This window comes from Mycoplasmopsis primatum ATCC 25948, from assembly GCF_000702785.1.
GTDB classification, from domain to species: Bacteria; Bacillota_I; Bacilli_A; order Mycoplasmatales; family Metamycoplasmataceae; genus Mycoplasmopsis; species Mycoplasmopsis primatum.
Window position 1 is genome coordinate 1 of the sequence record NZ_JNJV01000016.1, and the last position, 22,719, is coordinate 22,719.

18 protein-coding genes are annotated in these 22,719 nt (G+C 26.3%); 11 read left to right on the forward strand and 7 right to left on the reverse strand.

The window, feature by feature from the left end:
- Nucleotides 1-49: 49 nt before the first annotated feature.
- Nucleotides 50-1,669 (reverse strand): arginine--tRNA ligase, encoded by a 1,620-nt coding sequence (gene argS / locus T386_RS0102370; RefSeq protein ID WP_029513558.1) that lies wholly within the window; start codon nucleotides 1,667-1,669, stop codon nucleotides 50-52.
- Between the two features lie 176 nt (nucleotides 1,670-1,845).
- On the opposite strand from argS, the gene T386_RS0102375 reads away from it, so the two are divergent.
- The 7 genes from T386_RS0102375 to T386_RS0102405 all read left to right on the forward strand — a co-directional run bounded on the left by T386_RS0102375 (nucleotide 1,846) and on the right by T386_RS0102405 (nucleotide 10,367).
- Nucleotides 1,846-3,696 carry an ABC transporter permease gene (locus tag T386_RS0102375; protein WP_029513559.1) on the forward strand — a complete coding sequence of 617 codons (1,851 nt, stop codon included), beginning with the start codon at nucleotides 1,846-1,848 and terminating at the stop codon, nucleotides 3,694-3,696.
- An 8-nt stretch (nucleotides 3,697-3,704) separates the two neighbouring features.
- Nucleotides 3,705-4,646, forward strand: a complete 942-nt coding sequence (locus T386_RS0102380; RefSeq protein ID WP_029513560.1) for an ABC transporter ATP-binding protein — start codon at nucleotides 3,705-3,707, stop codon at nucleotides 4,644-4,646.
- Nucleotides 4,647-4,789: 143 nt separating this feature from the next.
- A complete protein-coding gene (locus T386_RS0102385; protein ID WP_029513561.1) occupies nucleotides 4,790-5,062 on the forward strand; it encodes an HPr family phosphocarrier protein in 273 nt (90 codons plus the stop codon).
- Between the two features lie 27 nt (nucleotides 5,063-5,089).
- A complete protein-coding gene (locus tag T386_RS0102390) occupies nucleotides 5,090-6,040 on the forward strand; it encodes an ABC transporter permease subunit (RefSeq protein ID WP_029513562.1) in 951 nt (316 codons plus the stop codon).
- Between the two features lies 1 nt (nucleotide 6,041).
- Complete coding sequence (locus T386_RS0102395; RefSeq protein ID WP_029513563.1) at nucleotides 6,042-7,160, forward strand: ABC transporter permease subunit; 1,119 nt, start codon at nucleotides 6,042-6,044, stop codon at nucleotides 7,158-7,160.
- A 14-nt stretch (nucleotides 7,161-7,174) separates the two neighbouring features.
- Nucleotides 7,175-9,421, forward strand: coding sequence for an OppA family ABC transporter substrate-binding lipoprotein (locus tag T386_RS0102400; protein WP_029513564.1), 2,247 nt, complete (start codon nucleotides 7,175-7,177; stop codon nucleotides 9,419-9,421).
- A 52-nt stretch (nucleotides 9,422-9,473) separates the two neighbouring features.
- On the forward strand, nucleotides 9,474-10,367 hold the full coding sequence (locus tag T386_RS0102405; protein ID WP_029513565.1) for a nucleotidyltransferase: 894 nt from the start codon (nucleotides 9,474-9,476) through the stop codon (nucleotides 10,365-10,367).
- A 30-nt stretch (nucleotides 10,368-10,397) separates the two neighbouring features.
- Here T386_RS0102405 and T386_RS0102410 read toward each other — a convergent pair whose 3' ends face one another.
- Nucleotides 10,398-11,063 (reverse strand): hypothetical protein, encoded by a 666-nt coding sequence (locus T386_RS0102410; RefSeq protein ID WP_029513566.1) that lies wholly within the window; start codon nucleotides 11,061-11,063, stop codon nucleotides 10,398-10,400.
- 287 nt (nucleotides 11,064-11,350) lie between these two features.
- Between T386_RS0102410 and infC the strand changes: the two genes are divergently transcribed.
- Genes infC through rplT form a run of 3 tightly spaced genes read left to right on the forward strand, consistent with a single transcriptional unit; the run spans nucleotide 11,351 to nucleotide 12,504 of the window.
- The gene (gene infC / locus T386_RS0102415; RefSeq protein ID WP_029513567.1) at nucleotides 11,351-11,965 is read left to right on the forward strand and encodes a translation initiation factor IF-3; all 615 of its coding nucleotides are present in this window, start codon (nucleotides 11,351-11,353) and stop codon (nucleotides 11,963-11,965) included.
- On the forward strand, nucleotides 11,946-12,134 hold the full coding sequence (gene rpmI / locus T386_RS0102420) for a 50S ribosomal protein L35 (protein WP_029513568.1): 189 nt from the start codon (nucleotides 11,946-11,948) through the stop codon (nucleotides 12,132-12,134). Before infC ends, rpmI begins: the two co-directional genes overlap by 20 nt.
- A 19-nt stretch (nucleotides 12,135-12,153) precedes the next feature.
- Nucleotides 12,154-12,504, forward strand: coding sequence for a 50S ribosomal protein L20 (gene rplT / locus T386_RS0102425; RefSeq protein WP_029513569.1), 351 nt, complete (start codon nucleotides 12,154-12,156; stop codon nucleotides 12,502-12,504).
- An 85-nt stretch (nucleotides 12,505-12,589) separates the two neighbouring features.
- On the opposite strand, the gene T386_RS0102430 is transcribed toward rplT, so the two are convergent.
- From T386_RS0102430 to T386_RS0102445, 4 genes are all read right to left on the reverse strand, one after another.
- A complete protein-coding gene (locus tag T386_RS0102430; RefSeq protein ID WP_029513570.1) occupies nucleotides 12,590-14,827 on the reverse strand; it encodes a lipoprotein 17-related variable surface protein in 2,238 nt (745 codons plus the stop codon).
- Between the two features lie 97 nt (nucleotides 14,828-14,924).
- A complete protein-coding gene (locus tag T386_RS0102435; RefSeq protein ID WP_029513571.1) occupies nucleotides 14,925-18,521 on the reverse strand; it encodes an AAA domain-containing protein in 3,597 nt (1,198 codons plus the stop codon).
- 421 nt (nucleotides 18,522-18,942) lie between these two features.
- Complete coding sequence (locus tag T386_RS0102440; RefSeq protein ID WP_029513572.1) at nucleotides 18,943-19,611, reverse strand: hypothetical protein; 669 nt, start codon at nucleotides 19,609-19,611, stop codon at nucleotides 18,943-18,945.
- A gap of 125 nt (nucleotides 19,612-19,736) precedes the next feature.
- The gene (locus tag T386_RS0102445; RefSeq protein ID WP_029513573.1) at nucleotides 19,737-20,477 is read right to left on the reverse strand and encodes a phosphotransferase; all 741 of its coding nucleotides are present in this window, start codon (nucleotides 20,475-20,477) and stop codon (nucleotides 19,737-19,739) included.
- A 95-nt stretch (nucleotides 20,478-20,572) separates the two neighbouring features.
- On the opposite strand from T386_RS0102445, the gene lepA reads away from it, so the two are divergent.
- Entirely contained in the window at nucleotides 20,573-22,366 is a 1,794-nt protein-coding gene (gene lepA / locus T386_RS0102450; RefSeq protein WP_029513574.1) for a translation elongation factor 4, read from the forward strand.
- Nucleotides 22,367-22,468: 102 nt separating this feature from the next.
- Here the strand turns inward: lepA and T386_RS0102455 are convergent, their stop codons facing one another.
- On the reverse strand, nucleotides 22,469-22,654 hold the full coding sequence (locus T386_RS0102455) for a hypothetical protein (protein WP_029513575.1): 186 nt from the start codon (nucleotides 22,652-22,654) through the stop codon (nucleotides 22,469-22,471).
- Nucleotides 22,655-22,719: the final 65 nt, after the last annotated feature.

Consider the following 22,719-nt stretch of genomic DNA (forward strand, 5'->3'; position numbering starts at 1 on the left):
AAAAGAATTTGTTTTTTATTAACAAATTCTTTTGTGCTTTTTTCTGAAATTACATCTTGTGTGGAGCAGAAACTTCAAGAAGTTTGAGGCCGTTTTCAAGTGTAATGTTTACTGCTTTAACTAAGGCAATCATACTCTCTTCATTTGCTTGTCCTATAATTTTTGGACTATTAGAATACCAAGAATTAAACTCTTTAGCAAGTCTTACAAGATATTGAGTAAGTAAATGGGTAACATATTTATCCGCTGATTTTTGAATAATTTCTGGAAATTCTAATAATGTGGAAATAAGCTTTTGATCAGTTTCATTTGAAAGCAATGAAGCCACTGGCTTTTTGTTTTTAAATGATGATTTTTGAATTAATGAATAAGCTCTAGCGTTAGCATATTGAACTAAAATTACTGGGTTGTCATTATTTTTGCTTGTTGCAATATCAATATCAAAGTCAAGTTTAGAATTATAAGTTCTATCCAAAAGAATAAATCTAGCCGAATCTTTGCCGACCATATCAACAAAGTCTGTTAAAAAGAAACTTGTTCCACGTCTTTTAGACATTTTAAATTCAGCGCCATTTTTGACCAATCTTACAAGTTGCATGCATAAAACTACTAATTTATCAGCACCAAGTCCTAAGTCTTCCATAGCACATTCCATTCTTTTAATGTAACCAGAGTGGTCTGCACCCCAAACATTCATGATTGTAGCGCCTTTACCTGTACGTTTAAATTTAATTCTATGATATGCAATATCTGGCGTAAAGTATGTATATGAACCATCACTCTTAATAAGCACACGATCTTTATCATCGCCATGAATTGTAGATTGAATCCATGTAGCTCCATCTTTTTCATAAGTATTTTTAAGGTCGCTAATAGCTTCTTTTATTTTAGAAGCATTATTGTCATAAAGTGATCTTTCGCTGAAAAAAATATCAAATCAAACACCGAAATTTTTCAAGTCAATTTTGATTTTTTCTAAGAACATATCAACCGCTTCAACTTTAATTTTTTCTAATAAATCGCCACTAAGTTCTTGCCCTTTATATTTATCCCCATAAATATCTTTGAATTTTTTTGCAGCTCAAACTATATCTTCACCTTTATATGATTCTTCTGGCATTGGATATTCAGAATCAAATAATTGCTGATATCTAGCTCAAACACTATTAGCAAGCATATTTATTTGATTACCGGCATCATTAATGTAGTATTCTCTAGTTACTGTAATACCAGAGAATTCAACAATATTAGCAACAGCGCTACCAATAGCAGCATTACGAGCATGTCCTACATGTAAAAAACCGGTTGGATTTGCTGAAACAAACTCAATATTTAACAAACCTTTATTTTTGCCCTTGCCATAGTTTGAACCTAATTCAATAATTTGATTAATGCCATCTATAAATGATTCGCCAGCAATATAAAAGTTAATAAAACCAGGGCCAGCTACCTCAATACGCGATAAGCCAAATTGTTTTGTGTTGATAGATTCAACTATTTTTTGAGCTAACTCTTGTGGGTTCTTGCCTTTATTGCCCATTGCTAAATTGGTGGTAAAATTAGCATGACCCTTAGGTTCAATTAATAGAACTTCCTTTTCAATATTTAATTTTTTTGCGATTTTTTGTAATTCTTTATGCAACTTTTCTTTTAATTCTAATTTATTCATAATATGATTATTATACTTAAAATTGTATTAATATTACATATTAAAAATACTTATCATCATTTAACAATATGTTGCCTTTATTTAAATTATTTTAATTATCCCGATAAATTATGCTCCCATGTTTACTATATTAAATACTATATAATTAAATTAACATAAGATAAGAAAGGATATTTATGAAAAATAATTCAACATTTAGCAATTTGCTGCGCATGCAATGAAAATATATGCTGCGTAGTAAAGGAATATTAATCGCATTTCCTATTTTGTTACTAATAACTATGGTAATTTTGATTGCGCAAATAGTATTTGTTCCTGATATGGATAGTTTTTACTATCTAATGATGATGTCATTGACATCAATATCTTTTTATATGATTCTTTCAATGACAACAGTAATTTCAGTTAATGCTTTTTATTTTTATAAAAATGAAGGCATGGAAATGGTAATGTTTTCTAAACCCATATCACGAGCACAAATATATTGAACTAATTTATTAATGTCGTTCATATTTTCAACATTAGTTTTATTTATTTGATCAACAACAGTATTATTAACTGTATTAATTGCTAGTGCTTTAGTTCATCACTCGGTGCCGACCCAAATGTTATTCAAGTGATGAATAGTTAACTTATTTATTACAACCATCCTAAATTACTTTGTGATTTCGTTAGTATCATTAATTTCAAGTAAATTAAAATATAAAGTTACATCATCGATTATTATTGCTCCTATTTTTGTTTCAGCTGCATTTTTCCAAATTACTGATGTTTTATCAATGGCAAATAAATTTGAACCAAAAAATAGTGAAATTATATCTACTGACAAAAACCAACTAATTAATAATGAACCGCTTGCTAATAATAGAAAACTTTATTTAACAGGTTTTGAAAAAAATAAAGCCATTTCGTTGCATCCAGTAAATAAAAAATCTAACCGAATAAAAAATTTTTCAACTCCTTGATATACATCATTCTTAAAAGCTATAAATCTCAATTCAGCTTACACTACAACTATTAATTCCTTAGTTAATATGGACTTAGACTTCGTTGGAGTAGTAAATAAAGACATAAAACTTAGTGAACAAGAGTTAAACGATTTTACATTTATATTTAAAAATGGTACAGAAGTCAAAAAAATATATGGCTTTGTTTCTAATAAAAAAATGGAAGAATTCTATAATCTCATATATTCGTTTGCTACTAAAAATACATTAAAAATAAATGATCAATACCTTTATCCTTGATTAAACATTAATTTTGAAAATAGCAATAGTATTGATGAAAATATATCTAACCAAATTGCTGATGAACTAAATAAAATTATTGATGAGATGCGCAATGATGTTTCCTTGAACGTTAGAGATTTTGAAGAGTTATGTGAAAAAATTAAAGAGAAAATACACACAAATAAAAACATAGCAAAAATTCTTTTCGCTAATTTAGACTTATCTAAATATAGTGAAGATGCTGTAAATGTTAATTTAACAGCCGATCAACGCAAAAATTTAAATTTTGACAAAAGTGATGTTATTAATGGATTAAATATTCTTAAAAAATATGAATTAGGTAAATTAAATAGCCAATTGGATTCTTTTGACAACAATAAAGTTAGTGAATTAGTTAAAACTTACTTTAATGTATCTATTTATTTATCAAAATTAGCATTAGATCAGCAATTAAAGGCGCCAACAACACAAATTCCTCCTCTTCGCTCACATGAAATATCCGTAGCAAGAAATGGACTAGCACATACAATGGCTGAGGAAATTTTGCTTGAAGTAAAAAGTCCTAAATTAGAGAGCATAAAAGATGAAATTCTTAGCCAACTATACAACAGTGATAATAGCGGATTTGGAAAAAGAATTCTTATTAAACCAAAAGATATTGTTGATGGTAAATTTATAAGTCAAACAAGATTTATTGTTCCACCATGATACTTGTTTGTAATATTCCTTAGTGCATTATCAACAGGTCTTATATTTGCTGGTTATAAATTGCACAAAGATAAACACTATTGAGAATAGAGGTAAAAATGGAAAATTCTATTGTATTTAATAATGTATCATTAGCATTAAATAAAAATCAAAATAAAATTTTAAACAATATTTCTTTTGAAGTTAAAAAAGGCCAGTTTCATGGTTTCATTGGCGAAAACGGGGCCGGTAAAACAACAAGTTTTAGGACTTTGTTGGGTTTTTACCCTACTTATGAAGGCCAAATACTTATTGAAGGAATAGATGCTAAGGATCATAAAGCAAAAAGTAATATAGGCTATATTCCTGAAAATTCAACATTTCCAACAACAATGAGCATCAAGGAATATTTAATCGATATGGCCATATTATCTGGAATTGATAAAAAGGATGCAATTATAAAAGTCGAACAATGATTAAATAGATTAAACATTGATGAAAAAATATGGAATACAAAAGGCAAAAATTTATCATCTGGTCAAAAAAAGAAAATTTCACTAATTCAAGCATTAATTAATGACCCAAAAGTTCTTATTTTAGATGAGCCAGCAGCTAATTTAGACCCCAAAGTCAGAGTTGAATTATACGAAACACTAAGATCACTTAATCAAGAAAATCATGTAACGATTTTTATATCTAGCCACATACTAGCAGAACTTGAACAATATATAGACTCATTAACTGTGCTTAAAAAAGGCAAAGTTATGGTGTCAGGTTCAATGGAAGAAATTAGAGAAAAAACGGATGACAAAAATCGTTTTAAAGCAATTTTGAATGAACCTGATTCGTTTATTAATCTTCTAAATAGTTATAATAATAATGAACAGTTGGTTAAATTTTCAGTTAAAAACGACACAGTTTTCTTTCAATGCACACCAGAATTATTTAAGAAAATAATTATTAAAGCGCAAGAAAATAATATCGATTTTATATCAATAGGTAAAGATATACGAAACCTTAATCAAATTTATTTTGATTCAGAAGGTTTCAAAATGGAATAGTTGAGTTTTTTCAAATTTATCTTTAAAACAGTGAGATATGTAAAAAAACCATTCAAGTTTTGAGGCCTTTATATTAAAAATATAATTTAATTTATATATGTATAATAATGATATAAATTATAAATATCAAGAAGGAAATAATTATGAAAGAACTAACTGTTACTATTATTGACCCTATTGGTCTTCATGCTAGACCAGCAAGTTTTATTACTGCTGAAGCATCAAAATACAAATGTGATATTTTGATTACCAATAACAAAACTAGTAGAACTGCTAACTTGAAATCACTTATGAACGTTTTAACATTAGGTGTTAAACAAGGCGATTCAGTGACAATTAAATTTAATGGAGAAGATGAAGAAAATGCCTGTTCAGGAATTGAAAATTCACTCAGGGAAAATAAAATCATTAAATAACAATTCTTCATTGTAGAAAGTTTCACAATGAACTTTTACAAATATTTTTTTAAGAAATTAGGACTTACCTTATTAGGTATTTTTCTTGTAATTTCTTTTTTTTATATAATCATTGCACCATTTATTAATAATCCATCTTTTAATAAACATTCAGTTATTGCTAACTATTTTAAATTTTTAGGTTCAATATTTACAAATTTTGGGCAGGTTTATAGCGCAAGTAGTTTTTCCAATGCACTGAACTACTTCTTTTATTATTTTAAATATAGTTTGCTTTTTGAAGGCATCACTTTTCTACTTACAATACTTTTAGGCTATGCGCTTGGAATATTTTTAGCTTACAAAAATGGTAAATGATCTGAAATAACAATTAATCTATTTATTTTTATATTTGCGTCTGTCCCTGTTATTATAATCGCACCATTGATGTTAATATTAGCTGAATTCACTGATTTACCTGTTAATTTTATTACTGCTGATGTTATCAATTCATCATATATGATGCTTTCACTGTTGTTGCCCATTTCTATCTTATTATTAGCTACCATATCATTTTTTGCTATTTTAGTTAAAAATGCTATGTTAAAAATTCTTAGTCAAGAATTTATTCTTGCACTTAAAACATGTGGGCAATCTAAATGAAATATTTTTATAAAAGGTATATTTAAAAATCTAATAATAGATACTATTAATAAACTTATATCTGTATTGATTATCATTATTAGTTTTAGTATTATTTTAGAAAGAATATTCCAAATTCCAGGGCAAAGTTTGATTTTAATTTCAGCTTTATCAAACGGCGAAATTAATGTAATTATGTGTTTGATTTTCTATAAGGCATTTATAATTTTTACCCTATCATTTGGTGCTGAAATATCATATGATGTAATGAATGTTAATAACCATTTAAGCTTTGACTATAAAATTTCTTTTGTTAGAAGACACAAATTATTTAAGGCAGAGAAGGAAGTAAAATAACATGAATAAAATAAATCTTTCTTCTAATATTGATAAAAGCAAATTAATTTTTAGCACTAATAAAAAAAGCGAAGCTAAAATAGAAAATAGAATTAATTCCTTCCAATTATTTTGAAATCGATACTTTAGTAAAAAAATTAATTATTTATGACTAACTCTATTTGTTTCATTCTTTTTATTAATTATCATTTTAATTTTAATATCTGCTATATTAAAATACTCGCCCGATAAACCAACTTTACAGAGCGACTTAGCAATTAATTTGCCGAATTATTTTTCTCCCATAAAAAGCACTAAATTTAGTTATGATGACCCTTTACTAAAACTGATTATTCAACAAGATTTAAAAGATCCAAATTCAAATATTATATACAACAAAAGTTTAATCGCTGATATTGTATTGCTTGAATATAATCCATATGCTTTAATTAAGTCATTATCAGGCAAAAATTATTATTTCTTTTTTGGCACAAATGCCTACAAAATAGATAGATTTAGCTTTTTTGTACACTCTTTTGGCTATAGTATTTTGATTTCAATAATAGCATTGATTATTCAGTGATTAATAGGCACTTATTTAGGGTCAGTAATTGGTTTTTACTCTCAAAAGACATCATGTAAAATTGGTTATTATGTTTTTAATTTACTAAATATTTTTCCAACATTAATAGTTTGTTTATTTTTATTTTCACTCGCAGGATATAATCACAGTAGCGCCATATTTATACTCTCGGTTTTTGGTTCAGTAAGCTTTTTTTATATAGCTTATGCTAATTCAATAGAACTTAAAAATCAAAGTTTTATATGAACATATAAAGTAGATGGAGCTAGCAATCAACGAATATTGCATAATATAATTTTTGTAGAAAATTTATGATTAAATTTAACTTTATTTGCAGATAGTTTATCAATGAACATGCTGATTTTGGCATCTATATCATTTTTCAATGTGCCAAGAATCAACGAATCGTTAAACATTGGCAATGTTTTTAAGGATTTAATCAATGATTTAACTAACATAAACTATACTATGTTTGTGACTATCATAACCAGTTTGTATATTATAGTTTTCAAATTATTTAGTTTATCACTATATCAAGCATCAAGAGTCAAAGAATAGAAACAGGAGGATTAATGAAGCATCGCATTTTACAATTATTGCCATTGCTTGGTTTATGTACTATCGCATCTAGTTGCAATATTAGAGACGCTAGAAGCCATAATGAATATATTAAATCTATCAATGCTCCTAATTATATTAATAGCTCAATTATTAATAAAAATGAATTTATTACCAACGACCATCAAGCTCTATTAAGCTCGCCATTAATTAGATGAAAAAGATACGGCAAGCCAGTTTTTGATAAATTAAACAAAAAATTTATGAGTGTCACTAATAAATACCTTGAATTTAATTTAGCTAAAAAAATCACTATAACATTAGAAAATAACAAAGTTATAGATTATTTTAATGATGATGTTGCTATGCATAATAAATTAAGTGATACAGGGGTTGTTAGGGTTTATACAAAAGAAGCAAATAATATAAATAGCATTCAATTTATTGAAGACTTAAAAAATGCTAAAAAAGTTGAATTTACTTTAAAAGATAATGTTTTTTACAGTGACAAAAATGGTCATAAAACAGACATAAAAATCAAAAAAAATGACTTTTGAAACTCATATATTTATCAAAATAATTTGAAACAATTAAATAGTATTCTTAATGAATATAATTTAAAACCTATTAAACCAAATGAACCATTAATTTTTGAAGCGGACAATTCTAACAATAAAAAAATGCATCAATTTGTGACAAAATTCATCACTAATAACTTATTATTTACACCGCTTTATTCATCCAAACCCGATGAAAAAAATATGTTGTTTTCAAGTCCATATGTATTAAATCAATATTCAATCGATAAAGCTATTTATTTAAAAAATAATAATTATGTCCTTAATTCTTTTAGCCAAAATGATAGAAACCTTAAAAAAATAACACTAAAATTTAATCCTGTTCCGATTGATGAAGCCACATATAGATTACAAATTTTTAATGCTTTTCGCCAAAATTTAGTTTCAGAAGCTGACTACAACTTATTTAATAATTCACAAAAAGAAGATATAGATAATTATTCAAAAATATATGGTTTATCGTTTGCTTTTACAAAATCTAGCAATGAAAACAGTAATAAATATTTCTATAATTTAAATCTTGCCAACCCTGAAAATAAAAGGTTTAATGATGCTTTTAGCCAATTTATTTTTAAGGCTAAGAAAAATCAATTAAAACCCGCAAATGCTCAATATTTATATTCAAAAGAAGCAATGACTTTTTTAAATGCTGTCAATAACATCATGAATCAATATGTCGCAACTAAATTATTAGGTCATGAAACTTATTGAAACTCTTATATGCCACAATCAATGTACTTCGATACTAATAGCAATGAAAGTGAAAAATTATTTTCAAATATTGATGATATTAATAGAATAGAAATGCATTATTTTGACGGCAATAACTATGAATTTAATAAACATATAATTGAATTTAAAGATTTTAATATTAAAAATAGCAGTCTTAAATCACAAGCATATAAAGACAACAAAATTTTAGATATTTCAAAGCAACTTGAAACAGATAAGCATGGTTTTTACAAAGATTTAATAAACAAACTACTAGATGATTTTTATCAAAAAAATTTAGAATTCAAAAATCAAAAAATAGAATGAACTATTCCTGTTTTTCATAAAAAGAACATTTATATTCATCAGTTTTATGACTATTTAATTTCTGCAATTAAAAAAATGGATGATAGATTAGCGCCAAATGTTGAGTATGTTTCAAATCATAATAGTAATGATTATATATATTCATTCAATTCATACAATTTAGTTAATAATTCATTTTCTGAAAATTTGTTTGCACTATTAGATTTAAATTTCAATTCATTATTGATGAATATTGCTTTTTTAATAAATGAATATGAAGATAAATCACAAAAACCGTTGTTTTATAGTCAAATTGAGAAATTGTATGAATTATTGAAAACGCTCATATCTGGTAATTGAAAAACTCAAACGACTGATTTAATTAAGATAAAAAGTCAAAATATTCTTAAGGATCTATTGCTTATGAACAATAAAGAATATAAGAATTTTAAAAATAATTTTATTACAGAAATAAACAAAAAATACAAAACAAAAAACGATCAGTTTATTTTGTTAAGAGCTATTGATAATTTATTAATGATAAAACAAAATGAAAGCAATTATTTATTTGTTAATGATTATGAAAAAATAATTGTTCAACCTTTTTATTTAAAACCATTAAACGATGATGGTTTTACATATTACCAAGACATTTTGGTATTTTAGACATTTTTTGGTATATTTAAAAATAACATATATATAAAAGTGAAGGAGCAAGATGGCAGTAGGAATAATAGTTGAATATAATCCGTTTCACAATGGTCATATTAGACAAATAAAGTGAATTAAAGAAAAATTTCCTGACGAGAAAATTATTGCTGTCATGAGTAATAAATTTACTCAACGTGGTGATCTTGCTGTTGCTTCATTCGCAAAGCGCGCTAAAATTGCTAAAAAATATGGTGTTGATAAAGTATTAAAACTGCCATTTGAGGAAACTGCTCAAGCAGCACATATTTTTGCATATAATGCTGTGATGAAATTATATGAAAAAGGCAAAATTGATAAATTAGTTTTTGGCTCTGAAATTGATAATGTAGATTTAATGGTCGATATAGCCACAATGCTTAAAGAAAAAAATGATGAGTTCTATGAAAAAGTAAGGTTTTTGCAAAAAAGGGACAAAATAAGTTTTCCTAAGGCATCAGCTCTTGCAATTAAGGAAATTTCTGGTCATAGTTTTGAAATGCCTAATGACATTTTAGGTTTTGAATATATTAAAGTAATTGTTAACAATAATTTACCCATAAAGGTTTATTCAATTAAAAGAAATATTGACTTTAATTCACTAGAGCCTCAAGATAATTATGCTTCTGCAACCCTACTTCGCTCTATGATTTATGATGGTTTAGATATATCACAATATTCGCCAATGACTTTTGATTCAATTCCTAAGCATATTAATTCTTACTATGAATCTTTCCAAAAGAAAGTTCTGTCTTCAAAAGATAAAATTAAAAAAATCCCTGTTGTTTCAGAAGGGATTGAAAATTTATTATTTAAAAATATTTCCATGCCGACATATGAACTTTTTGTTGAAGCGTGTACTTCAAAAAGATATACCGCTTCAAGAATTAAAAGAATAATGGCATGAGTAATTAAAAAAATGTAATTTGATTTATTTGATTGTTTTATAGTCTTATTATGCCAATTTGTTAATTTTGTAACATAATTCCAAGAATTCTATAATAATGTTTCCTAATTTCTTTTTTATCACTTTAAATTTATCTTTTTCACTAGCTACTTTTATATCATTTAACCCATCATTATGATGTTTCTTTAGGACATCAAAATCTTCTATTATGGCTTTATATTTAGCATCTTGATATTTTTTATTTTCAGATAAATTATTAATTTTAACTCCCATGAAATTATAGATATCGGTGTAAATTGATATATTGAACTTCAAAAACTCGTTTTTTCAATTTTCATTTCTTGTTTTTTTGTCTTTAATTTTAATGATCTCATCAACACTTGAATCTTTGAATTTAACAAAAACATTAAGATTATTTTTTGATAGTTCATTAATAAAATCTTTTTTTAAATTAAAAGCTTCAATACTTTTATCCGGTACTAAATTAATAATAGTTTTTTCAATATTTAAAATTTCATTTTTGTAATCATTGTATTTTTTATCATTAAATATTTCAGTAACATTATTTATAAATTTAGTTTTCAATTCATCAAATTCTTTGGCGCTTTGGCTTTCATATTTATCAATTTTGCCACATTGTGCTGAAATAGCAACGGGAGTAAATGCTAATGGTGTCGAGAAAGTTCATAAATATTTTCGTATAGAACATTTCATTGTAATCTCCTTAACAATTTAATATTAATTTGCATATTAAATATTAGCATTTTTTGCTTTTCTATAAAGCGCTTTATGCTAAAATAAATATGCAATATTTAATTGCAGAAGTAGATTAAATTCTCACCTGATGGCCATAGCCTTGGGTTCTAGCTACAATTAAAAATATCTTTGATACTTTTTTGTAGTGGAGTGATGTTAATCACTTTATTTTATGTATTTTTAAATTATCTAAAGGAGTTATTATTCAAAATTTTAGAAAAATAAAAAAACCTGAACAAGAACACATGATTAATGAAAATATTCCTTTTCAAAAAGTGTTCTTAATTGGTGCTGACGGAGAAAAGCTTGGTGTTAAAAACACTTATGAAGCTATTGAAATAGCTAAAGAAAGCAAAATGGATCTTGTTTTAATTGCTGTTGAACCTAAACCAATTGCCAGAGTTTTAAGTTACGGAAAATTCAAATATGAACGTAAAAAGAAACAAAAAGCAGCTAAGGAAAAACAAACAATTATTCAAAATCGTCAAATTCGTCTAACAGCTATGATAGGTAGCCACGATCTACAAACTAAGGCAAAAAAAGCTATTGAATTTTTGCTTGATAACGATAGAGTTAAGGTAAGTCTTAAACTCCGTGGTAGAGAAATTGCTCGACCAGAATTAGGCCATAGTGTTATGGAAAAATTTTATAACCTTGTTGAATCATTAGCTGATAAAACTAAGGAACCTGAATTAGTTAACGAACGTTTTCTTGATATGTATCTTCAGCCCAATAAAGTTAAGGTTGCTAAATATAAAAAAGAACATAACTTAGTAGATAAAAAATCTTCTGAGAATGTTAGTGATGATAGCTCATTAGATTTAGATGAAGGAGCCACAAATGCCAAAGATGAAGACTAAAAGTGCTCTTAAAAAGAGAATTAAAGTCACAGCAACTGGAAAAGTTATGCGCGAACAAGCATATCGCTCACATTTAGCCCAAAATAAAACCACAAAACAAAAACGCCAATCACGTAAATCAGTCCAAATGCACTCATCTGATCTAAAAAGATTTAAGGCTTTAATTTAATTAAAGAAGGTAAATAAATATGAGAGTAAAAGGTGGAACAGTTACAAGAGCTAGAAGAAAGAAATGACTAAAACTAGCTAAAGGATATTTTGGACACAAATCAGTTGGTTTTAAAGTTGCTAAGCAAGCTGTTGTAAAATCATGAACATATGGTTTTAGAGACCGTAAACAAGTTAAACGTGATTATAGAAAACTATGAATAGCACGTATCAATGCTGCAACAAGAAATGAAGGGCTTTCATATTCAAGATTTATTAATGGACTTAAAAAAGCAAATATTACAATCAACCGTAAAATGCTTTCTGAATTAGCTATTAATGAACCTAAAGTATTTTCACAACTAGTAGCAATTGCTCGCGACGCTAAATAATTTATAATTATTTATTTAAAAAACTTGCTTAAAGCAAGTTTTTGTTTTCCTGAAATTTATACATTTTGCCAACTCATTATATTAACTAAACTTCCTCAGCTCTAAAGTCTACGTCACATAGTTTAGGCGCGGCAATAAAATAAAGTGTTATTGTTTTTGAAGAGAAAACTATGTTTCCGTTGCCATTATCATATTTAAGCTTGACAGAAACTTTTTGCGCATATGTTGTCCTCATTTGGCCTTCAATATTTCATCTAACATTAACTTTATGGCTGTAAATACGTGAATCAGATGGCTCTCTATCACTTACTATTGAAGGTGCTAATTGAGGTATATTTGGATTATTTTCATTAAATGAAATCCTATGAAATCAAATATTCACCATTTTTTTAGAAAGCAGGATTGGTACTTGTTTATATCGTACATGTCCAATTATTTCAAAGTATTTTCCTTCTTCTATTGGAGTGGAAACAATCTTATCAACAAACTCATCTAGTTGACTTACTGTCCATTTTGATTTAGCAAAACCAGATATTTTTATATTTTTACTGTAATTCAAACTATTATTTTTCTTGTCAACTATTGTCACATTAATAGTTAAATTTCCAATTTCATCTTCTACAAGGGATTTATTTATAGATTTAATTTCAAGATTTGGGTTTTTAGCTAATAATTGTGAATCGCTCTTAAAATTAATATTGCTTACGTCATAATTACTTGGTAAAACTGATTGCGAGATTTTCACATTTAAGTCATCGATTGATAAACTTTCTGCTAATTTCTTAAATTTATTTATGTTATAGAAATCTGTTAATTCGATTGTTTTTTCATGACTAAGATTGTTTATTTCATCAATTAATGTTATATTAATATTCATACTACCGTTGTTATCGTCGGCTGTTAATTTTTCAATATTAGCTATTTTAAGATTTGGATTTTGGGTTAGCAATTGTGAATCATTTTTTAATTTTATATTGCTTGGGTTGAAATTAGTAGGCAGTAAAAATGGAACAACTTGTATATCCAAATCACTAATAGTCATACTATTTACCAGTTTATTATATTTGTCAATATTATAAAAACCGGTATATCTAAATGTTTTAGTTGCTGAAAGTTCGTTTACTGTATCTTGAATTAGTAAATCAACAGTTAAGTCACCATTAACATCATCAACAACAACAACACTCTTTTCTATTTTTAGATTTGGATTTTTATCCAATAAATCAGAGGTATTCTTCAATTTAATATTGTTTGTTTCATATTTGCTAGGTAACAAAAATGGTTCAACCTGTATATTTAAATCATTTGCGGTTATATTATCTACTAACTCTTGGAACATGTTAGTTGAATAAAATTTGTTCTTTATTTTTATATTAGTGGTTTCGGTTGATTGTGTGTTTTTATATTTGAGCTTAAAAGATAAATTTTTAATACCATTTGAATTATCATTTTCTCTGTTTGATGTTGATGTTTTGACAAGTTCCACATTTGGATATTCTCGCTTAAAATTATCCTTTAAATCAAAATTTTCATTATATTTTGAAGGTAAAAGTTGGCTTATATTATTAGGCAAAACTAAATCATCAACTTTTAGTTCCTTAATTAAATTATTAAGTGATAGTAGCCCATCGCTAGTGTCGAAAATTAAATTTTTATCAGTAAACTTGTGCTTTATTTTATCTGGGACTTTTTTATTTATAAGACTAAAATAAACAGGTAATATACCATTAGCATCATCCGCTAAATTAGAATCTATTTCTGCTATTAACTTGATATCAGGTGATTTTTTAGTAATAAAATCATATGATTTTAGTTTTATCATAGTTGAATTAATATCTGATGGAAAATTGCTTCTAATGTTAGTATTTTCTAAGTCAATTAGATCTCTTGGATTATTCTTAATTTTCTCTAATAAAATTTTTGAGAGTTTTTTTAATTCTTCTAAATTTCAGTCTTTTGATAGATCTTTACAACCATTTATTTGTTTAGTCCACCCATTATATTCATCTTTACCAAGTTTGGATGCTTTAATTAGAATTTTAATAGAACTATTGCCAACTGGCTCCACATCTTTAATTTCAAGATCATATTTATTTGGGTTAATGATTTCTATGTAGTTCTTTATTGATTGTGGATCTTTTTTAAATTCTTCAACTATTTCTTGATTTGTCGTTATAGATGAATTGATTAATTTAAACTCAATATCATTTAGATAGCTATATTTGCCCGTCCCACAACTTGCGCTTGCTAATGGTGCCAAAGCAGATATTACAGTAGAAGGAAGCATGAAAATCAGCGTTTTCTTTATCTTACTTTTTTGCATGTTTTACTCCTTTATAATAAGATTAATAATATTGTGATATCTGAATAAATTATAAAATTAAAAATAACATATGCTATAAATTAGCATATGAACTATGTTATTCGATTGCATTAATGCTTGATGTGTTTATATTAATTTCTTGACTTAATATTTGCTCTCATTGTTTAGTATTTTCATCAAATGAAATAATTTTTGTCTCTTCTCTTTCTACATAATTATCTTCATTTTTAGATTTATATAAAATTTTTTCAGAAACTAATGCTTTTGGTTTTGGCTTAATAATAGCTAGCGTATCGTCTTTATGTTCTTCACTATTTAAAATAACAATTGACTCAGTGTCTTCTCTTAGTTTCTCTAAATAATGGTTTTGTAATTTGGTTTCTTCATTAACAAGTGGTTGTTCATTTTTCTGATTTTTAATAATATTTTCTTCTTTGTTAATGTTATACTCTAAAACGCTTATTTCTTCTGTTTTATAGTCTTTTTCAACAATTATTTTATCGTTGGAATTATCCATAATTTCAAGTTGAGTAGTTAACATAGAAATTGTTTTAGTTATATAAATATTTTTGCTTGTTTTTTCTAAATCTTCATACGTATTAATTAAATCAATAATTTCATTTTTCTGGCTCTCTCATTTAATTCTATCTAAACTATAAAGATTATATTTTTTACTTTTTATAAATTTAACTAAATCTTTTTGCATAATATATTCATTGGCATTATTGGCATAGGTATAATCATCTATAATAAAGCACAATACTGGAATATCGTTTCTTTTCAAAATATAATCTACTTTAATAGTACCAATAGATTCATTTTTAGTTAATTGTAAGAATTTTTTGTCCTTAATTGTTTCGTTGATTGTATTTTCAAATTCCTCAGTTAGCGAAGATTTAGTAGATTCACTAATTTCATCATTTTCTTTTGTTTGACTTTTATTTAAAAAGTCAAGTTTTTCTTTATTATTTAACTCTAAAAATTCAAGTCATCTTTTAAAAGTTATTGCATCTTCATTGTCAGTTAAAATAGTTAGATCTTTTGCATATAAACTCTTAACAACAATCATTTTATCTTTAGCACGTGAAATAGCAACATTAAGTGCATTCTTTCCACCAGTACGTCCAACATAAGTTGAGTGAATAGAAGTTTTAGCATCATAAGCAACGGATGCAATAACTAAATCAGCCTCGTCACCTTGAATATTTTCAATGTTTCTTAATAATAAAATATTGTTATTAATAGCATTTTCAAGCTCGGACTCAGATTTAAAAATTTTAGTTGTAATTGAATCTTGTTGTTTAGCATTAAAGCACAATAAAATTATTTTATTGTATTTGTGTAAATTTTCCTTAGCTAATTTAATGACTGTATCTATTTCAGCAAGATTTTGATTATTTTCTCAAACACCATTAGCATTAATAACTTCAATTGGACTAAAGTCTTTTTCTGTGCTAGCAGAATCGATAATATCAAGAGTGCTGTTATAAAAATATTTACTACTGAAAGTCATTAGTGCAGCATAATTAGAACGATAATTTTTATCTAATAAAACATTATACATACCAAGACTTTTAGCAAAATCAAGCAACGAGTCTACTTTACTATAAATAGAATCATCATCAACAGCTCGTACTCCAAATCAATTGCTTGGCTTCATTTGTTGGTCATCACCGGCTAAAATTTTAATTTTAGCTAAATACAATACTGGAAGTCCTTTTTCAATAAAAATTTGACTAGATTCATCTAGGATTGCATAATCGAATTCTTCTTTATTTCAAGCAGATAAATCAGCTTCTGGTGTGACTATAATAATTGGAAATATTTTTTTAATCATTGAAGCAAAACGTTTCATAAATTTGTATGGTTCTATTGAACTTAATCTCACAGTTGCAGCAAATTCAGTATATTCACTTTTTTCATCTACTGTAAAATTATTTATTTTCTTGATAATGTTTTTTGCTATGAATTTTTTAAGTTCAAATTCATCACTAACATCATTATTTTCGTATTTAGGTAAAATACTAATTAAGTCATGAATATATTTATAATCATCAGATTTAAAAGATTTAATTTGTGCCAAAATTTCATTTAAATTGCCTTGAAAATATCTAAAATCGTTAAATAAATTATCAGCGTGTTTTTTGATTTTTCAATTTAATGGTTTATAAAACTTGTAGCGCATATTGTTAATTTTTAACATATATTTCTTTAAATCAGCCGAATTAGAAAAATTAAAAACATCAGGATATTTAATATCTTTTGGAAGCGAAACTATTTTATTTCAGAAATCGGAATTGAAATTTTCTCATATAGGTTGAATTTTTGAAATGATCTTAGATGCTTCTAAAAATCTTTCATCAGCAATAAATTTTTCAATATTATTTACAAAATTAAGCTCCTGATGACTAATAACTCTTAAAGGTTTCAGATTATCTTGTTCATCATAATTTTCTAAATAATCTAAATATTTTTTAATAGGTGTGTAAAATGATTTTTTATTCATGTTTTTGGAATTAAGCATAAATAAACAAAATGGTTTTAATTCACCCATTCTGTTTCTAATAACTTCAAGTGCCGCTTTTTTTTGACTGCAAACAAGTGAATTTTTCCCATAAACTAATAAGTTGGTTAGAATATTAACTATTGTTTGACTTTTACCTGTGCCTGGTGGACCTCAAATTATTGTATTTTGATTCAAAGAACTAGCTATTGCTTTATCCTGCGATAAGTTTGTAGGTGTGATTTTAAAAATACTAGTTTTAGGATTAAATAAAGTTTCACTAACTCTATTTTTATAAATATTTTTATTAAATTCAACTTGGATAATATTATTAATATCATTATTGTTAATGATTTCTAGCATTCTGTTTCTTACATAACCACCAGAAGGTTGAAATAGTCCAAGAACAACTCCGCCAACAAATTCAAGTGACTCATTTTTAATATCATCAGCCTCTAAATTTGTAAATTCAGTGTTAATATTAACATTAAGTTCATATATTTCACCTCATTGTTCATGTAAGTATTTAAGTAGTTCTTTGATCGATCACTCGCCATAATTTTCATCCAAATCTAGATCAAAACCAGCATTATTTAATAAAAACATTAACTTTTCATTTGGTTTAATATCACCATTAGAAATTAAAAATGGTCTTGCATTTCTGATTTCTAAATAGACTTCTTTAAAAAATAGTGGTGCATAAACACTTTTACCATCTATCAAAACTTTAACAAACAAAAATCCTAAATGAATAGGTCATATATTAGTTTCAGCATTTATTTCATTTGCTTTATTCAAAAATAATTTTCACTTTAAGGCTTGCTTCTGAAAATTAGCTTTTATTTGATGAATAATCTTGCTTTTAGCATCATTAAATTGTTTTTTTAACTGATTCGACTGATTATTGCTAATTTCAAAATTATTATTTTTTAATATTTCCATAACTTCATCATATGTTGAACATTGCTCAAGTAAATGACAAATTCTTATTAAATTAAGTTCTAAAATAGGAATATCAAAGTTTTTGTGTGAATATATAAAATCAAAAGATTCTGGGCCAAAAAGATTATAAAAGTCAAAGCTAAATTTGTCATTTACCTTTGTAAAAATGGCTTTATCAGATGGATTGACATCTAACAAATTATTTAAAATGCTTTTATATTGACTGCTTTTATTATCTTTTGGATTCATATTTACTCCTTAAAAAACTATAAAATATTAGATTGATATTTAAATTATAATAATATAAATGCTAAGTGATAACAAAAATAGAAGACCTATAAATTATTAAAATTAGAATAGGACAAAAAAAGAGATATGTATTATCTCTTTTTAAGACGAACTAAGAATCTAATCGGAATCAGCAAATTCTAAATATTATACGATCATGTTGCATTCATATTTATCATATAACATCAACTTAGATAATAGTGAATGTATGCCAGATAAAAGTCATTTCATAGATACTCAAGTAGTCTTAGAGATTCATTTTCTAATAATTTTCTTTGTTTTTAAGGTTTAATGTCTTATCATCATTAAACAAAAAACTCAAATTATGAAAAATGAGTTTTTTGTTTTAATTCAATATTAACAATTTTGATATTTTTATTAATTAAATGTAATATGATTGTTCGGTTTTTTCTAATTCAGCATCATTACGACGATTTTTAACTTTTGCTGTTATTTTAGCAATAATCACAATAACTAATTGGCCAATTGTAAAACCATAAATGAATCAAATAATTCCTTTATTTAAAAATTTAAGAAAGCCACTTGAACTACCTATACCTAAATTATCACCAGTCATTGAAAGACCAAAATAAAGTAAGAAGAAGCACAATAATAAAAGAACTGTAACCGCTATTGAAATAATAGCATATATAATGAACGCTTTTCCTTTAAAGAAAAGAAAAATACAATATTTAATCAAAACATAAATTAATCACACAATAAACATTATTAAAAACATTTGTGAGAATACAACTGCGAAAATATTTGCTATTAACTCGCCGGTATTCATTGATGAGGCACTATCAAAGGTTTCTTTTAAACCTTTATAAAAATTAATGAAACCATTTTTAGCAGTTCCATCCATATTTACAAAATTGGTTTTTACATAATACGCTGTTGTAGTAATAAATGTTTTCATTCACCCATCAGAAAAAACATTAATAAATACATTTAATAAAAGTGGAATAGAGAAAAAAGCAAAGGCTATTAATAAAGAAATAATCGTTCCTAAATTAATCTTTATTTTAGATGGTTCTTTTGATTTGGCCATATTGCCTCCTTAATTATTTTATTTATAAGTTTTATTATTATACTAATTTATTAAACAAAAAAATTATGTATTAAATCGTATATAAATATTAAAATATTACTGTTTTATAGGCAATTATAGAAATTTTAATTTTTATATTTTTCTAATTCCTTAGCATATTTATAAATATTATTTTCATAGTCGATTGTTTCAAAATACTTAATCAGCTGACAATTTACCCACAATATAATTAGATAATTAACTAGTATTTTTTGTCTTAGAATATATAAATAATTATATTCTCCATAAGCATCCAAAAAAACTTTTTCTTGATGCGAATTGAGATTAGAGCTTTCTATAAAATATGCTAAATCAAAATGCTTATCTCCTAATGACGCATATTCTCAATCACATAAATATAGTTTTTTGGTGCCTTCTTGAAGCACAAAATTTCTAGCTCATAAGTCATTATGACATGGAGTATCTTTTTGCATTTTACTTAATGTTAAATTTACATTTTTATAAAAATCATTAAGAACATTAATATTAATATTTTTTTCTTTTAAAATTTTACGATATTCTTTAACTCTTGCCGCATGGTTTGATGGTGGAAATTTAGCTTTTGAATTATGTAAAACTTTCAAACATTTAGCAAGTTTAATCAAGTTTTCATCGCTTGAATCTGGCTCAATTCCATGAATAAATTCTCATTCTGTTTTAAATTCATCATTGAATAATAACTTAGGAACAAATGAAAACTGACTTAAAATTTTGTAGTCAATTTTATGATTAAAACCTGTATATTTTTTTTCTTGTATAAACTTATTTCCAATTGAATATGAAACATTAGTTAAACCCTTTGTAATCATTTTCTTCTTATCATTCATTTTATACTCCCTATAACGACAAGGTTAATTTTAATTTACTATTATAGTGTAAAATTAAATAATAATTTAATATAGTTATATTTTTAAGGTAAATGATGGACAAGAGTAAAATAAGGAATTTTTCAATAATAGCACACATAGATCATGGTAAAAGTACGTTAGCTGATAGAATTCTTGAACTAACTGATACTGTATCAGAACATGATATGGAAGATCAGTTGCTTGATCAAATGGATCTTGAACGTGAAAGAGGAATTACTATAAAACTTAATGCTGTGCAAATTAAATATCATGATTATACTTTCCATTTAATTGATACTCCTGGCCATGTGGACTTTACATATGAAGTTTCACGTTCGCTTGCGGCCACTGAAGGAGCATTACTTTTAGTTGATGCAACACAGGGCATCGAGGCTCAAACACTAGCTAATGTTTATTTAGCCCTTGAAAATAATTTAACTATTATTCCTATTATTAATAAAATTGATTTACCTTCTGCTAATATTGAAAGAACCAAAGAAGAAATTGAAAATGTTATTGGATTGCCAGCTGATGATGCCGTTTGCATCAGCGCTAAAACAGGTTTGAACTGTGAAAAAGTTCTTGATGCTATCATTAAATACATTCCAGCTCCTAATAATGCTGATAATGATAAGCCGCTTAAAGCATTGATTTTTGATTCATACTTTGATGAATATCGTGGTGTTATTATGCTTATTAGAATTTTTGATGGTATTTTAAAAGTGGGTGATGATTTTAAATTTATGTCAAATAATGCACAATACCATGTTATAGAATTGGGTATTCGGAGCCCTAAGGAAGTTAAAAAAGATTTTCTAGAAGCTGGCGAAGTTGGATATGTTGCTGCTACTATTAGAGATGCAAAAGAAGTACATGTTGGAGATACTATAACATTAGTTAATAATCCAGCCAGTGAAGCGTTGCCAGGTTATAAAAAGAAAAAGCCAGTTCTTTTTACGGGTTTTTATCCTATTGACACTCGTGATTATGCTGAACTGAAAAAAAGCTTGGATAAAATTTCACTAAGTGACAGCTCATTAACATGAGAACAAGAAACATCAAAGGCTTTAGGATTTGGATTTAGAGTTGGCTTTCTGGGTATGCTTCATATGGATGTTATTCAAGAAAGATTAAATAGAGAATATAAAGTAGGAATTATCGCAACTAGCCCAAGTGTTGAGTATAAGGTTGTTAAAACGAATTTAGAAGAAGAGTTAATTTCCAATCCATCGCTTTTGCCTGATCGAACATATATTGATCATATTGAAGAGCCTTATATTGAAGCTACTATTATTTTACCTAATGAATATATTGGTAATATTATGGACTTGTGCCAAAATAAACGGGGTATTTACAAAACATTAGATTATATAGATGAAGCAAGAAGTAGATTAGTTTATGAAATGCCTTTGGGTGAAATTGTGTTTGATTTTTTTGATAGAATGAAAAGTTTAAGTAAAGGTTATGCTTCTTTTGAGTATGATTTAATTGGCTATAAAACAAGCGAATTAGTAAAAGTTGATATCTTATTAAATGGCGATAAAATTGACGCTTTTTCAATTATTACTCATAAAGATTCTGCTTACGAAAAAGCAAGAGATTTAACAAAAAGATTAAAGGAAGCTATTCCTAGACAAAATTTTGAAGTTCCAGTTCAAGCTGCTATTGGTGGTAAAATAATTGCCCGTGAAACAATTAAAGCTTTTAGAAAAGACGTTACATCTAAACTACACGCTTCGGATTTAAGTAGATATAAAAAACTGCTTGAAAAACAAAAAGCAGGTAAAAAGAAAATGAAAATGTTGGGAACTGTTGAAGTGCCTCAGGAAGCCTTTTTGAATATTTTAAAGACAAATATTGAAAAATAAAAAGCCCTCTGGCTTTTTTATTTTTTCCCGAGTTTCCCAGTTGAAAATTTAAAAATTCCATATAAACCTTATTTATAGGCTTATATGGAATTTTTTGTATTTTTAATTACAATGTAAAACTTTCTCTATTATTTTAAAATTTGAATAATTTTCAGCATTGCTACCACTATTTTCGTACCATTTTTCAATAATAGTTCCATCTATTTTCTTAACAAACACATTTGCAGAATTAACAGCTTCAATAAGTGAATTATTTGTAAATTTATATATAACACCTTCATCTTTCATTTTTTATTTAAGATATATAGTGTAAATTTCAACACAACAAGTGATAGAAAACACAATACGAAATG